Source organism: Actinoplanes sp. URMC 104 (assembly GCF_051386375.1).
Classification (GTDB): domain Bacteria; phylum Actinomycetota; class Actinomycetes; order Mycobacteriales; family Micromonosporaceae; genus Actinoplanes.
Genome location: NZ_JBPQTO010000002.1, coordinates 309,798 through 323,358, shown reverse-complemented (window position 1 = coordinate 323,358; position 13,561 = coordinate 309,798). Strand labels below are relative to the sequence as shown.

Here is a 13,561-nt window from a genome sequence, read left to right as displayed (position 1 = left end):
GGAGGGCTGCGCATGCGTCGTCGTTGGCTGGGGATCCTCGTGCTCGCGCCGCTCGCGCTGGGCGGGTGCGGCGGCGGGAGCGCCTCGTCCGAGGCCGCCACCGCGGAGGCCGGCAAGTCGTGGGTCGTCGTCGCCGACGGCAGCGCCACCCCGTCGCCCGCGCCGAGCCGCGCCGCCGGCACGCGCAGCCCGTTCCCCTCGGGCTTCCTGCCGCTGCCGTCGACGAAGCCCACGCCCGCGCCGACCGGCAGCGCGTCGTGCCCGCCCGTCAAGAACCAGGTCATCAACGGCGCCGACGCGGCCGCCGGCACCACCAGCGGCACGGTCACCTGGTACAACCCCGGCACCGCCGACATCGTCGGGTACCGGATCACCGCGATCAGCCAGGACCCCCTGCTCGGCGAGCAGCGCGACGTCGGCTGGACGGTCGTCACGCCCGCCGCCGGCTGCGGCTACATGACCGCCACGATCAGCGGCCTCGACCGCGGCACCCGCTACGTCTTCTCGGTCGACATGGTCACCAGCCGCCGCGACACCGACGCCACGTTCGCCAAGACCGTCGCGCGCTCGCAGGTCGTCAGGACGTCCTGAGCCCCTCGGCCGGCACCCAGCCCCGCGCGCGTGCCCGGCCGATGTCGAGCACCAGCCCGTCCGTGACCTGATCTATGGCGTACGGGGTGAGGGTGCGCGACGCCACGGCCGCGGCCCGCGCCAGCGCGACCGGCACATGCCGCACGGGCACGCCCAGCACCGCACGCACCGCCGCGTCCCTTCCGTACGGCGTCGCGTCCGCGATGTTGTAGGCGCCCGGCGGCCACTGCCATGCCGCGACGCAGGCGGACGCCAGGTTGCCCACCGCGGTCAGGCTCAGCGGCACGTCCGGGCCCGGCAGCCACGCGCGTCCCGCCCGTACGACCCGGCGCAGCCTCGGCAGCAGGTGCGGATCCCCTTCGCCGTAGACCGCACGCGGCCGCAGCACCACGGCCCCCGCCGCGAGCGCCAGCCTCTCCCCGGCCGCCTTCGTCCGCCCGTACGCCGTCCGCTGCCGGTCCGTCGGGTGGTCCTCACGCACCGGCGCCGCGTACGGCCCCGGCCGGTAGACGCTGGCGCTGCTCACCCACACCACCGGCCGCCCCGCCGCCGCCTCCAGCAACCGGCGCGTCCCGTCGACGTTCACCGCCCGGAACGCTTCCTCGTCACCGCCGTCCCCGACCGCCGCCGCCAGGTGCAGCACCACGTCCACGCCCGCCAGGTCGGGCGCCTCCCGGGTGGCCTCCCACCGGCGGTGCTCGCCCACCGGCCCGGGCCGGCGTCCCAGGCACACCACGTCGGCCCCGCCCGCCGCCGCCCGCCTCGCCACCGCCCCACCGCAGAAGCCGCCCGCTCCCGTCACCGCGATCCGCATGCCCCGCCCCCACCGGCTCCTGTCACCGCGATCCGCATGCCCTGCCCCCGCCGGCTCCCGTCACCGCGTCCGCATGTCCTGCCCCCACCGGCTCCTGTCACCGCGATGAGCATGTCGTGCCCCCACCGGCTCCCGTCACCGCGATGGGCATGTCCGGGCCCCACCGGCTCGCACCGTCAGCGACCGCCAGCCCGGCAGCGCCGCCCGCCGATCGGCCCGCGCCCGCACCACCACCGGCCGGTAGGGCGCCAGCGCCGCCAGCAGGTCGCCCAGCTGCGCCCACGCCAGCCCCGCCCCCGGGCAGGCGTGCGGCCCCGCGCCGAAGACCAGCTGCGCCGTACGCGCCGGCGCCGGCTCGGTCGGACACGGCCCCCGGCGGTGCGCCTGCGCCGCGTGCCTCGCGATCAGCAGCAGCCGGTCACCCGGCCGCACCGGGCAGCCGCCCACCTGCCCCGATGCTGCTGCCACACGCGGCAGCAGCGGCGTCGGGGCCGTCACCCGCAGCAGCTCGTCGACCAGCGCCGGGTCGCCCGCGTGATCCCACAGGTCGTCGTCGCACGCCCAGGCCGCGGCCCTCGGCAGCGCCGCCACCGTCGTGTTGATCGCCGCCACCGCCAGCATCACGTCCAGGCCCACACTCGAGTGCCTTCCCGGCACGCTGGCGGGTCGTCCTGGCGCCGTCCTTGCGCCGGCGGATCGTCCGGGCGCGGGTTTCGTGCCAGCAGGCTGTCCCGATGGCTCTCCCGTGCCGGCGGGTTGTCGTGGTGTTGCTCCTTCGCTCGCGGGGCATCCCGGCGCCTGCCCGTTGCCCGCGGGCCGTCCCTGCGTCATCAGCTCGACCAGCCGGGCCGCTCCCGCCGCCGCGGACCGCTTCGCCCGCCACCGCCCCGGCCCCGGAAGGTGCGCCCTCGCAGCCGCTGCCGCCGCCCCTCGGGTCGCCTCCGCGAACTCGACCGGATCAACCTCCAGGCCCAGCAGCGCCGCCGCCGTCGCCCCCGCCATCTCCGCGGCGAGCGGCACCAGATCCACCGTCCCGCCCGATCCCAGCACAGGCAGCCGTTCTTCGAGCAGCCTCGTCCAGATCGGGCGCAGCTCCGCCACCCCCGCCGCCCCGAGCGGCTCGGCCGCGTCCCGGCGCGTCGCCCGGTGCTGCTCGCCCTGCTGGTCGAACAGCGCTCCCGCGCTCGCCAGCCGGCTCGCCTCGCCCCCTGTCGTGCCGGCCGCCGTCCGGTCGAGCGGCACCCGCGTCAGCGCATGCCGGTACGCCTCACCGTCGTGCACCAGCACCGTGCCCCCGAGCCGCAGCGCCGCCCGGCCCCGGGTCGCCGCCAGCAGCGCGAACAGCACCGGGTGGCTGCCCAGATAGACCCGCCGATCCCGCCGGCGGCCGCGGCCCGCCGCGCTCACCGCCCGCCGCCGCCGATGCTCCCCGCGGCGGCCACCGCTCGCCCGGCGCCGATGCTCCCGGCGGCCGCGACCGCTCGCTCGGCGCCGATGATCACTGGTGCGGCCACCGCCTCCCCCGCCCACCCGGGGTCGCTGACCCTACGCCTCGGCGCGGCGGCGTGGGGAGCGCCTGTGGACAACCGCCGGGCTCCCGTTTCACCGCCGGTCGCCGCCCGTCCCGGCTGATCGCGGATGATCACCGGTGCGCCACCGCCTCCCCCGCCCACCCGGGGTCGCCGACCCTACGCCTCGGCGCGGCGGCGCGGGGAACCCCTGTGGACAACGGCCGCGCTCGCCCTCCACAACCGCTCACCGCTCGCACACCCCGACCGCTCACCGCTCGCACACCCCGACCGCTCACCGCTCGCGCTTCCGACCGGCCGACCCGACCGCCCGCCCATAGAGCCGCCCAGCCACCCCCACCGCAGCCCTCCGATCCGGCTTGCGCGACCGCCCCGCCACCGGCACCCGCCCGAACACCACGGCATCCGGCCGCGCCGCCCCCATCCGCTCCAACGGCCCCCGCAGCGCCGCCCGCACGTCGCGCTCGGAGACTCCGTCGGCAACCTGCACCAGCGCCACCACCCGCTCGTCCCCGTCCTCGCCGGGCACGCCGACCAGCAGCGCCAGCTCGACGCCCGCCACGTGCAGGGCCGGCTCGTACAGGCCGGGATAGATGTTCTCCGCGTCGCGCAGGATCATGTCCTTGGCCCGGCCGCCCAGCACGACCGTGCGGCCCGACAGCCGGCCGAGGTCGCCGGTGGCGACCCACTCCCACGGGTCCTCGCCCAGGTAGCGGTCGGCCGCGGTGGGCCCGGCGAGCAGCAGCTGCCCGTCGGCGTCGACCCGGGCCGCGACGCCGGGCAGCAGCTCGCCGACCAGGTCGCCGTCGCCGGTGTACGAGCTCTTCGCGGACGACTCGACGGCCGCGGCGGGGAAGACCTCGGTGAGCGCGTACACGCCCCATGCCTCGCGGGCGCCGGCGCGGCGGACGGCGGCGAGCAGCGCGGCGCTGACGGGGGCGGATCCGCTGTAGACGCGGCCGGAGAAGCGGCAGCCGGCGGCGAGCGCGGCCCGCAGCTGGGGCGGGGTCAGATAGACGGCCTGCGGGTCGAGACGCCGCAGCGCGCGCCGGGTGAGCGGGGCGACCGGAGCGCCGCAGGCCAAGGAGGGGAGCAGCACGAAGAAGGTTCCGCCCAGCACGGGCGCGCCGGGGACGGGCCGGACCAGGTCCCGTACGGCGGCCATCCCCGCGCAGAGCGAGGCGCGCGTGTGCACGACGGCGCGGGGCCGGCTGGTGGTGCCGGAGGTGAACACGACCACGGCGTCACCACCACCGTCGTACGCCCGGGGGAGCGCACCCGGAAGCGGGCGCAGCGTGGGTGGCGAGCCGGGGAGGCGACGTCCGACGGTGCGCACGGGTGCCAGGGAGCCGAGGTCGGGCAGGGCCAGGTGCGCGCGCCGCGCGAGCGGAGCCGCCCAGCCGGACACGGCCTGCGCCGCGGCGTCGGCGAGCACCAGCCGCGGGGAGGCCAGGGCCAGGCGGGCGCGCACCACGTCGGGGCCGGCGGTGGGGTCGACGACGGCGATGCGCAGGCCCAGGTGGTACGCGGCCAGCAGGACGGCCAGCGAGCGCGGGCCGGGGCGCACCGCCAGGGCGACCGTGTCACCGGCCACGAGGTCCTCGGCGGTGAGCGCCACGGCGTAGCCGCGCACCAGGCGGGCCAGGTCGCCGCGGGTCGTTGCGGGCAGCGCGGGGCGGGTGTCGTCCTCGCGCAGGCCGTCGATCAGCTCGGTGAGCATCAGCGCGGGTCCGCCGTCCGGGCGCCGCTGCCCCGGTCGAGGTACCACCTCGCGGTGCCGGCCACGCCGTACGCCCGGATCCGCCGGGTCGAGTTCGCCACGACCATGTCGCGGCTGTGCACGATCGCGGAGGTGGTGCGGCGTACGCGGTTGAGGAACGCGCGGTCGGTGGGGGAGGGGCGCCGGGGCATGCCGCCGCACGCCTCGTACAGGGCGGCGGTGATGGCCATGTTGTTGCCGGCGTGCATCCGGTACGGCGCGAGGTATTCGCGGCCGCGGTGCGCGGGGCGGATCCGGCCGAAGCTCGCGGCGAGCACGACGAGCAGCCGGAAGAACGCGCGGCCGAACGGGCCGTGCTCGTCGTGCCGGGCGGTGATGCGCCCGCACGCCAGACCGCCGGACGACTGCAGGGCGGCGCGGGCCGCCGCGACCCAGCCGGGTGCGGGCAGGCAGTCGGCGTCGGTGCGGGCCAGGTGGACGGCGCCGGCGGCGATCGCGTGCCGGAAGCCGGTGTCGACGGCGCAGCCCACGCCCTTCTGCGGCTCGGTGATCACGAGGGTGGGGAAGGGGCCGCGGAACGCGCGGGCGATCTCGGCGGTGGCGTCGGTCGAGCCGTTGTCGACGACCAGCAGCGTGAAGGCGGTGTCGGTCTGGGCGGCGAGCGCGTCGAGCGTCGCGCCGAGGCGGGCGGCCTCGTTGTAGGCGGGGACGATCACCCACAGCGGCGCGCTCACGAGACCTGCCAGACCATCGTCATGAGGCTCACGCCGCCCCCGAGCCCGATCATGAGGACCCGGTCCCCGGCGTTCAGAGCCGGCCGTACGCGTCCCAGCTGCACGCCGATCGACGCGGAGGCCATGTTGCCGAGCTCGTCGACGGTCACCTCGAGCTTGTCGCGCGGCACGCCGGTGACCGCGACGAAGCGTTCCAGGTAGGGCAGGGTCACCTGGTGCACGAGCACCTTGGCGTAGTCGTCCCAGCGCAGGCCCGTCCGGGCGGCGACCCGTTCGATCAGGCCGGCGCCGATCTGCTCGAAGACCGCGCGCAGCCGGCTGCCGTCGCCGGTGAAGTACGTGTGCTCCGCCTCGCGCGGGTGCCGGGAGCCGCCGCCGAAGATGCCGCCCACCGGCCAGTGCTCGGAGTGCGTCTCGGCGTCGACGTCGAGGATCCCGCCCGCGGCGACCGGCTCGACCAGCACGGCCGCGCCGGCGTCGCCGAACGTGTAGCCCGCGAAGGCCGTACGGGCCTCGGCCGCGGAGGTGAGCCGAGGACGCATCGCCCGGGTCGGCGTCTCGCCCGTCACGACCAGGGCGCGCCGGGCCCGCCCGGCCAGGATCATCGAGCGGGCCAGGTCGATGCCGTTGAGGAAGCTGTTGCAGGCGTTGGTGACGTCCAGCGCGTGCGCCCGGCTGCCCAGCGCGGCCTGCACGACGTGCGCGGTCGCGGGCTCGGTCATGTCGCGGGTGGCGCTGGCGAACAGCAGCAGGTCGACGTCGAGCGGGTCGGCGCCGGTGTCGGCCAGCACCTTGGTGGCGGCGTCGATCGCCAGGTCGGAGGCGTACTCGCCGTCGGCCGCGACCTGACGCCGCCGGATGCCGGTGACCCGGCGGAACAGCCCGGGCGGCACCGGCAGGCCCCCGCTGACCCGCCGCTGCAGGTCGTCGGTGAGCACCGTCCGGGCCGGGAGGGCGTACGCGATCCCGGTGATGCCTACGTTCATGAGCGACAGGGGATTCCGATCTACCTCGAGCCGGCGGGCTCGCGCACCAGCGTCTGGTCCTCGTAGCAGTACTGCCAGCCGTCGCCGTGCTCCAGCGAGCGGATCAGCGGATGCCGGCTGTCCTCGAAGTGCGCCGTCGAGTGCTTGTTCCTGGAGTCGTCGCAGCACGCCACCAGCCCGCAGGTGAGGCACATGCGCAGCTGCACCCAGGTGTCGCCGAGCTCGACGCACTCGCGGCACTCGTCCTCGTCGGTCTCGGTGATCTGGATGCGGTCGAGGTGGGTGCAGGCCGTGCTGATCGTCTCCTCGCGCACGTAGCGCCAGCGGTCGTGCAGCAGCCGGTCGGGGATGACCCGCGCGAGGTACTTGGAGTTCGCCGCGCAGATCGGCGCGAGGACGGCCAGGATCAGCACGTACAGCGCGATGAACGGGCCGACCCGCTCGTCCAGGTCGGCGGCCAGCGCCAGCGTCGCGAGGATCAGCGAGAACTCGCCGCGGCCCAGCACGGTCAGCCCCACGTTGGCCGCGCCGCGCTGGTTGAGCCCGAACAACCGGGCCGTGATCAGGCCGGCGGTGACGTTGGTGACGACCGTGATCGCGATGGCGATCAGCACGGGGACGATCACCGACCCGATCGCGCCGACGTCGATGCTCAGCCCGAACGCGACGAAGAAGATCGCGGCGAACACGTCGCGCAGCGGCACCACGATGCGCTCGGCGCGTTCGCGGATCGACGTGCGCGCGACCACCAGGCCGATCATCAGCGCGCCGATCGCGTCGGACACGCCGATCTCGGCGGACAGCCCGGCGACCAGCACCACGAGGCCGACCATGAGGATCGCGACCAGCTCGTCCTCGCGGGTCTCGAGCAGCCGGCCGATCCAGCGGGCGCCCCAGCGCGCCACGGCGAACAGCGCGGCCAGGTAGCCGAAGCTGACGGCGATCCTGAGCACCAGCTCGCCGGCCGAGCCCGCGCCCTGCAGGATCGGGCTGAGCAGCGCCAGGTAGAGCGCGAGGAACAGGTCCTCGATGACGATGATGCCGAGGATGACCGGGGTCTCGGCGTTGGCCAGGCGGCGCATCTCGATGAGCAGCTTGGTGGCGATCGCCGACGACGAGATGCCCACCGCGCCGGCGATCACGAACGCCTCGGAGGTGCCCCAGCCCAGCGCGAAGCCTAGGCCGAGCCCGGCGCCGATGTTGAGACCGATGTACGCCCCGGCGGCCCAGAACAGCCGCTTGCCGCTGCCCAGCACCTGCTCGACCGGGAACTCCAGACCCAGGTGGAACAGCAGCAGCACCAGCCCGAACAGGGCCAGCATGTCGAGGTCCTCGGGGTGCTCGAAGGCGACCGGCCCGCCGGTGCCCGGGCCCAGCAGGATGCCCGCGAGCATGAAGAACGGGACGGTGGGCAGGCTCATGCGCCGGCCCACGCGGGCGAGCAGGCCGGCCACCAGGATCAGGGCGCCCAGCCCGATGAGGTTCGCGTGCACGCTCAGTCCACGAAGAAGGTGCCGGCGAGCACGGCGCCCACCTTGCGTGCCTGGTCCTCGGTCAGCTCGAGCACCGCGGCCGGCTCGTCGCCCCGCGAGGTGAACACGTAGAGGTGCCGCTTGCCGTCGCGGGACACCACGATCGACACCCGCTCGCCGCCGGAGTGCAGGTCGACGTCGTAGCGGGTGCCGAGGCCGGGGAGCTCCTGGATGTGCACGCCTTTGCCCATAGGCGAAGATCCTATGGTCAGCCGACGGCGCCTGACCAGGCGCTCGCGGCCAACACGCTCTCCGCCTCGCGGGCGACGCGGCGGGCGTCCTCCGCGCGGGCCTGCTCGTAGGTGGCGACCGTGGCGGCGGCGATGCCCGGCCAGGCGAAGTCGTCGCGCACCCGGCGCCGGGCGCGGCGGGCCAGCCCGCGCGCGTGCTCCCGGTCGGCCAGCACCGAGCCCACCGCGGCGGCGAGGGCGGCGGGGTCGCCGGAGGGGAACTTCACGCCGGTGACGCCGTGGTCGACGATCTCGGCGAGGCCGCCCGTGTCGGCGACCGCGACCGGCGTGCCGGCGGCGGCGGCCTCCAGCGCGACCATCCCGAACGGCTCGTAGATGCTCGGCACCACGTAGCAGTCGGAGGCGCCCATCAGCGCGGTGAGGTGGTGCCCGGTCAGGAAACCGGCGAACGTGACGCCCTCGGTGGACAGCGCCTCCAGCTCGGCCCGGTAGGGGCCGTCCCCGGCGATCACCACGCGCAGGCCCGGGTGCTGTCTGCGCAGCTCGGGCACGGCGGCGAGCAGGTGCTGCACGCCCTTCTCGTAGACCAGCCGCCCGGCGAAGCTCACCAGCGGGCCGTCCGGGCCGGCGTACAGGCGGCGGGCGGCGGTCACCGCGCGGGGACGCGGCGACCAGGCCAGCGAGTCGACCCCGTTCCACACCACGTCGACGCGCTCGGCCGGCACGTCGAACAGCCGCTGCACCTCGGCACGCATGTAATCGGAGCAGACGATCGTGCGGGACGCCTCGTTCGCCAGCCAGCGCTCGATGTCGTCGATCGAGCGGTTGTGCGGGTGCGGCAGCCAGCCCTGGTGACGGCCCGACTCGCATGCGTGCACGGTGGCCACCAGCGGCACGTCGAGATGGTCACGAACGGTCACGGCGGCGTGCGCCACCAGCCAGTCGTGGGCGTGCACCACGTCGTACTCGCCGGTGCGGGCGGCGCGCAGGGCGGCCCGGGTCAGCGTGTGGTTGAACCCCATCGCCCAGGACAGCATGTCGCCGTCGCGCACGTCGAAGCGCACCGGGTCGTCGGGCGCGCGGAGCACGCGGACGCCCTCGGTGTACTCCTCCAGCAGCGCGCCCGGCGCGTGCCGGGTGACCACGGTGACCTCGTGCCCGGCCGCGGCCAGCGTGGTGGCGAGCGCGTGCACGTGCCGGCCGAGGCCGCCCACCAGCAGCGGCGGGTACTCCCAGGACAACATCAGGATGCGGCTCACGACGGGTACCTCTGGCTCGTGCGCAGGAGCTCGGCGACGGATCGCGCCGAGAACGGGCTGCCGGTGGCGCGGTGCGGCGGGTCGCCGTCGGCGGTCTCGCTGACCGATCCGACGCCCCACTCGCTCAGGTGCGCCTCGAGCCCGGTGACCAGGTAGTCGGTGGGCAGGCCCACGGCCGCGCACGCGTCGGCGTACGCGCCGATCAGCCACGGCCAGACGGTGCCCTGGTGGTACGCGATGTCGCGCTCGTCGCGGCCGCCGCGGTGCTCGCGCTGGTAGCCGTACTCGGTGGGGGCGAGCGTGCGCAGGCCGAGCGGGGTCAGCAGCGCCGCGCCGAGGCGGTGCAGGGCGTCCCGATCCGGCTCGCCGCGCAGCGGAGCGTGCGGCAGCGACCAGGCGAACAGCTGGTTGGGGCGCAGCGACGGGTCGTCGCGGGAGTTGCCGGCGCCGAGCGGGTAGGTCGTCGCCGGGCCGTCGACCACGTCGTACAGCCAACCCTCGGGCGCCCGGAACCGGGCCCGGAACGAGTCGCGGGCGCGGGCGTGCCGGGCGCGCAGCTCCGTGTCGTCCCGGCCGGCCTCGTTCTGCAGGTCGGCGAGCGCGGCCAGGGCGTTCACCCACAGCGCGTTGATCTCCACCGGCTTGCCGATGCGCGGGGTCACCGGTCCGTCCTCGGTCCAGCCGTTCATCCAGCTCGACGCGGAGCTCAGCCGCACGAGCCCGTCGCCGGGGTCCACGTCGAGGCGGTCGTTCAGCAGCCGGGCCAGCGGCTCCGCCAGCTCGGCGGCCAGGTCGGCGTCGCCGGCGCGGTGCACGTGCCGGTCGACCGCGTGCACGAGCCACAGCGGCGCGTCCGGCGAGTCGCGCGGCGTCCACGCCCCGGCCGGACCGCTGACCGCCCCGGCGGCCCGGCGCACGCTCGCCAGCAGCAGCTCGCGGCCCTCGTCGGCGCGGCCGGTGTCGAGGAAGAGGCCCTCGTACGCGGTCATCGTGTCGCCCAGGTAGCTGCCGAACCACGGGTAGCCGGCGACCACGTCGGGCCCGTCGGCGCCGCGGACCACGAAGGCGTCGGCGGCCAGCACCAGCGTCTCGGTGTCCCCCTCGGCCTTCGCCGCGGCGATCAGCTCGCGGGAGCGCGCCCGGGCCGCGGTGATCACCGACGCGGCGGCGGGCGGCCGCTCGGCCAGGTCGCCGCCCCACGCGGAGATCTCCATCACCTCGCCGGGTGCCACCCGCGCGGAGTAGGTGCCGGCGTGCCACAGGTCCTCGGTGGCGGGCAGCCCGCGGGCCGCCTCCTCCCGGGCGTACGCCTGCAGGTGCCACTCGCCGCCGGGCTGCCAGCCGGGCCCGAGAAGCCGGTACGCGTCCTCGACGATCACCCCGCCGGCCGTCTGCTCGACGCGCAGCGGCCCGTCGCCGGAGTGCCGGTCGCCGTGCGCGTCGCGCCACGTGCACATCGCCGCCACGGCCAGCCCTACCGGGCCGGACCCGGCGAGCACCCGGTGCGTCACCGCGACCGACGGGTGACCCGCGCGCATCGCGATCTCCCGTTCGACCAGCACGTCGCCGATCCGCCAGCGCCACCGCGGCACGCCGTCGACCAGCGCGAAGCTCTCCAGGTGGCGGTGGCCCTGCGGGGCGGTCACGCCGGAGGCCCACTCGTGGGTGTAGAGCGGGACCTTCGCGCCCGAGGGCAGCGTCACGGTGAGGTCGAGGGCGGCGAGCGCGAGGTGCCGGGTCGCGCTCGTCCGGTCGGCGATGGTCAGCAACGCGTGGTAGCGGCGGGTGCGCAGACCGGGGACGGTGCCGGTGGCGTAGCCGCCCAGACCGTCCGTGATCAGCCATTCGCGGTCCGGGGAACCGCAGCCGTGCGGTCCGAGAGTGATCGGCACGCCCGCCATATGCTCAATTTCGGTCTCGTCAAACCCCGATGTGCCCCAGTTCTCCTTCGCGGGGCATCCCCGGCGGTCGTGCGAAAGTTGTCCGCCCTATCGGTGAGAATGGCCGCGGGCAAGGCGTACGAGGTTAGGTGGGCGGCGGGCTGGGCAATCACGCCTGGCCCGGTGCCGACGGTCGAGGGGTGGGAGCACGACATGCAGGTTTGGCCTGGTCACCGGTACCCGTTGGGTGCCACGTACGACGGGACGGGCACGAACTTCGCGATCTTCTCCGAGGGGGCCGAGGCGGTCGAGCTGTGCCTGTTCGACCCGTCCGGCAACGAGCGCAAGGTGCAGCTGCACGAGCAGGACGCGTTCGTCTGGCACGCGTACCTTCCGGGGGTCGAGCCGGGCCAGCGTTACGGCTATCGGGTGTACGGCCCGTACGAGCCCTCCCGCGGGCTGCGCTACAACCCGCACAAGCTGCTGCTCGACCCGTACGCCCGGGCCGTCGACGCCGACATCAAGTGGCACCCGTCGCTCTACGCGTACGACTTCGAGGCGCCCGACCAGATGTCGGACCTCGACTCCGCGCCGTACATGGCCAAGGGCGTGGTCGTGAACCCGTACTTCGACTGGGGCAACGACCGCCGGCCCGACATCCCCTACCACCACTCGGTGATCTACGAGACCCACGTGAAGGGGCTGACCGAGCGGCACCCCGAGGTCCCCAAGGACATGCGCGGCAGCTACTCGGCGATCGGCCACCCGGCGATCATCGAGCACCTCAAGAGCCTGGGCGTGACCGCGGTGGAGCTCATGCCGGTGCACCAGTTCGTGCACGACAACCGGCTGCACGACCTGGGCCTGCGCAACTACTGGGGCTACAACACGCTGGGCTTCTTCGCGCCGTACCACGGCTACTCGTCGACCGGCACGCTGGGCCAGCAGACCCAGGAGTTCCGCGGCATGGTCAAGGCCCTGCACAAGGCGGGCATGGAGGTGATCCTCGACGTCGTCTACAACCACACCGCCGAGGGCAACCACCTGGGCCCGACGCTCTCGCTCAAGGGCATCGACAACCGGACGTACTACCGTCTGGTGGACGATCAACCGCAGTTCTACATGGATTACACCGGCACGGGTAACAGCCTCAACGTGCGCAGCCCCCAGAGCCTTCAGCTCATCATGGACTCGCTGCGGTACTGGGTCACCGAGATGCACGTCGACGGCTTCCGCTTCGACCTGGCCTCGACGCTGGCCCGCGAGTTCTACGACGTCGACCGGCTGTCCACGTTCTTCGAGGTCGTCCAGCAGGACCCGGTGGTCGGCCAGGTCAAGCTGATCGCCGAGCCGTGGGACGTCGGTCCGGGCGGCTACCAGGTCGGCAACTTCCCGCCCAACTGGACCGAGTGGAACGGCAAGTACCGCGACACCGTGCGCGACTTCTGGCGCGGCGAGCCGGCCACGCTGGCCGAGTTCGCGTCGCGCATCACCGGCTCGGCCGACCTCTACCAGGACGACGGCCGCAAGCCGTTCCACTCGATCAACTTCGTGACCGCGCACGACGGGTTCACGCTCAACGACCTGGTCTCGTACAACGACAAGCACAACGAGGCCAACGGCGAGGACAACCGCGACGGCGAGAGCCACAACCGGTCGTGGAACTGCGGCATCGAGGGCCCCACCGACGACCGCAAGGTGCTCGAGCTGCGCGCCAAGCAGCGGCGCAACTTCCTGGCCACGCTGATGCTCTCGCAGGGCGTGCCGATGATCTCGCACGGCGACGAGCTCGGCCGCACCCAGCAGGGCAACAACAACGCGTACTGCCAGGACAGCGAGATCTCCTGGATCGACTGGGCCAACGCCGACGAGCAGCTGCTCGAGTTCACCCGCAAGCTCACCGCGTTCCGCCACCGCCACCAGGTGTTCCAGCGCCGCCGGTTCTTCACCGGGCTGCCGGTCACCGCGCGCGGCGGCGGCGACCCGCTGCCCGACCTGGAGTGGTTCACCCCCGACGGGCGCCAGATGGCCGGCGACGACTGGGGCAACGACTTCGGCCGCGCGGTGGCGCTGTTCGTCAACGGCGAGGGCATCCGCGAGCGCGGCCAGTACGGCCAGCGGCACGTGGACAGCTCGTTCCTGCTGTTCTTCAACGCGCACGACGCGCCCATCGAGTTCGCCACGCCTCCCGCCGAGTACGGGGAGAAGTGGGAAAAGGTCATCGAGACGGCCGAGCCGTCCCCGGATCGCCCGTCGGTCGTCGAGGCCGGCAACAAGATCTGGGTGCCGGACCGGTCGCTCATCGTGCTGGACAGGACGGTTTAA

11 protein-coding genes are annotated in these 13,561 nt (G+C 74.5%); 2 read left to right on the top strand and 9 right to left on the bottom strand.

Annotated features, from left to right (window positions below; all coding sequences use genetic code 11):
* Nucleotides 1-12 precede the first annotated feature (12 nt).
* Nucleotides 13-591 carry a fibronectin type III domain-containing protein gene (locus tag ACSNN8_RS02490; RefSeq protein ID WP_436646684.1) on the top strand — a complete coding sequence of 193 codons (579 nt, stop codon included), beginning with the start codon at nucleotides 13-15 and terminating at the stop codon, nucleotides 589-591.
* Here ACSNN8_RS02490 and ACSNN8_RS02485 read toward each other — a convergent pair.
* The 9 genes from ACSNN8_RS02485 to ACSNN8_RS02445 all read right to left on the bottom strand — a co-directional run bounded on the left by ACSNN8_RS02485 (nucleotide 578) and on the right by ACSNN8_RS02445 (nucleotide 11,257).
* Nucleotides 578-1,405 carry an NAD-dependent epimerase/dehydratase family protein gene (locus ACSNN8_RS02485; protein WP_436646682.1) on the bottom strand — a complete coding sequence of 276 codons (828 nt, stop codon included), beginning with the start codon at nucleotides 1,403-1,405 and terminating at the stop codon, nucleotides 578-580. The genes ACSNN8_RS02490 and ACSNN8_RS02485 overlap by 14 nt on opposite strands.
* Nucleotides 1,406-1,540: 135 nt before the next feature.
* Nucleotides 1,541-2,812, bottom strand: coding sequence for a cytochrome P450 (locus ACSNN8_RS02480; RefSeq protein ID WP_436646680.1), 1,272 nt, complete (start codon nucleotides 2,810-2,812; stop codon nucleotides 1,541-1,543).
* Between the two features lie 396 nt (nucleotides 2,813-3,208).
* Nucleotides 3,209-4,654, bottom strand: a complete 1,446-nt coding sequence (locus tag ACSNN8_RS02475; protein ID WP_436646678.1) for an AMP-binding protein — start codon at nucleotides 4,652-4,654, stop codon at nucleotides 3,209-3,211.
* A complete protein-coding gene (locus ACSNN8_RS02470; protein WP_436646677.1) occupies nucleotides 4,654-5,388 on the bottom strand; it encodes a glycosyltransferase family A protein in 735 nt (244 codons plus the stop codon). The genes ACSNN8_RS02475 and ACSNN8_RS02470 overlap by 1 nt, the downstream gene beginning before the upstream one ends.
* The gene (locus ACSNN8_RS02465; protein WP_436646675.1) at nucleotides 5,385-6,374 is read right to left on the bottom strand and encodes a 3-oxoacyl-ACP synthase III family protein; all 990 of its coding nucleotides are present in this window, start codon (nucleotides 6,372-6,374) and stop codon (nucleotides 5,385-5,387) included. Before ACSNN8_RS02465 ends, ACSNN8_RS02470 begins: the two co-directional genes overlap by 4 nt.
* A 20-nt stretch (nucleotides 6,375-6,394) precedes the next feature.
* Nucleotides 6,395-7,867: a cation:proton antiporter domain-containing protein gene (locus ACSNN8_RS02460; protein WP_436646673.1), complete on the bottom strand. Its 1,473-nt coding sequence runs from the start codon at nucleotides 7,865-7,867 to the stop codon at nucleotides 6,395-6,397.
* Between the two features lie 2 nt (nucleotides 7,868-7,869).
* Entirely contained in the window at nucleotides 7,870-8,097 is a 228-nt protein-coding gene (locus tag ACSNN8_RS02455; protein WP_436646671.1) for a potassium transporter TrkA, read from the bottom strand.
* A 17-nt stretch (nucleotides 8,098-8,114) separates the two neighbouring features.
* Nucleotides 8,115-9,356, bottom strand: a complete 1,242-nt coding sequence (locus tag ACSNN8_RS02450) for a glycosyltransferase family 4 protein (protein WP_436646669.1) — start codon at nucleotides 9,354-9,356, stop codon at nucleotides 8,115-8,117.
* A complete protein-coding gene (locus tag ACSNN8_RS02445; RefSeq protein WP_436646667.1) occupies nucleotides 9,353-11,257 on the bottom strand; it encodes an amylo-alpha-1,6-glucosidase in 1,905 nt (634 codons plus the stop codon). The genes ACSNN8_RS02450 and ACSNN8_RS02445 overlap by 4 nt, the downstream gene beginning before the upstream one ends.
* Nucleotides 11,258-11,449: 192 nt before the next feature.
* On the opposite strand from ACSNN8_RS02445, the gene glgX reads away from it, so the two are divergent.
* Nucleotides 11,450-13,561, top strand: coding sequence for a glycogen debranching protein GlgX (glgX, locus tag ACSNN8_RS02440; RefSeq protein WP_436646665.1), 2,112 nt, complete (start codon nucleotides 11,450-11,452; stop codon nucleotides 13,559-13,561).

Excerpts from the sequence above, each read along its gene's own strand:
- ACSNN8_RS02490 (WP_436646684.1), top strand. The coding sequence starts at position 13 with ATGCGTCGTCGTTGGCTGGGGATCCTCGTGCTCGCGCCGCTCGCGCTG.
- ACSNN8_RS02485 (WP_436646682.1), bottom strand. The coding sequence starts at position 1,405 with ATGCGGATCGCGGTGACGGGAGCGGGCGGCTTCTGCGGTGGGGCGGTG.
- ACSNN8_RS02475 (WP_436646678.1), bottom strand. The coding sequence starts at position 4,654 with ATGCTCACCGAGCTGATCGACGGCCTGCGCGAGGACGACACCCGCCCC.
- ACSNN8_RS02465 (WP_436646675.1), bottom strand. The coding sequence starts at position 6,374 with ATGAACGTAGGCATCACCGGGATCGCGTACGCCCTCCCGGCCCGGACG.
- ACSNN8_RS02455 (WP_436646671.1), bottom strand. The coding sequence starts at position 8,097 with ATGGGCAAAGGCGTGCACATCCAGGAGCTCCCCGGCCTCGGCACCCGC.
- ACSNN8_RS02445 (WP_436646667.1), bottom strand. The coding sequence starts at position 11,257 with ATGGCGGGCGTGCCGATCACTCTCGGACCGCACGGCTGCGGTTCCCCG.
- glgX (WP_436646665.1), top strand. The coding sequence starts at position 11,450 with ATGCAGGTTTGGCCTGGTCACCGGTACCCGTTGGGTGCCACGTACGAC.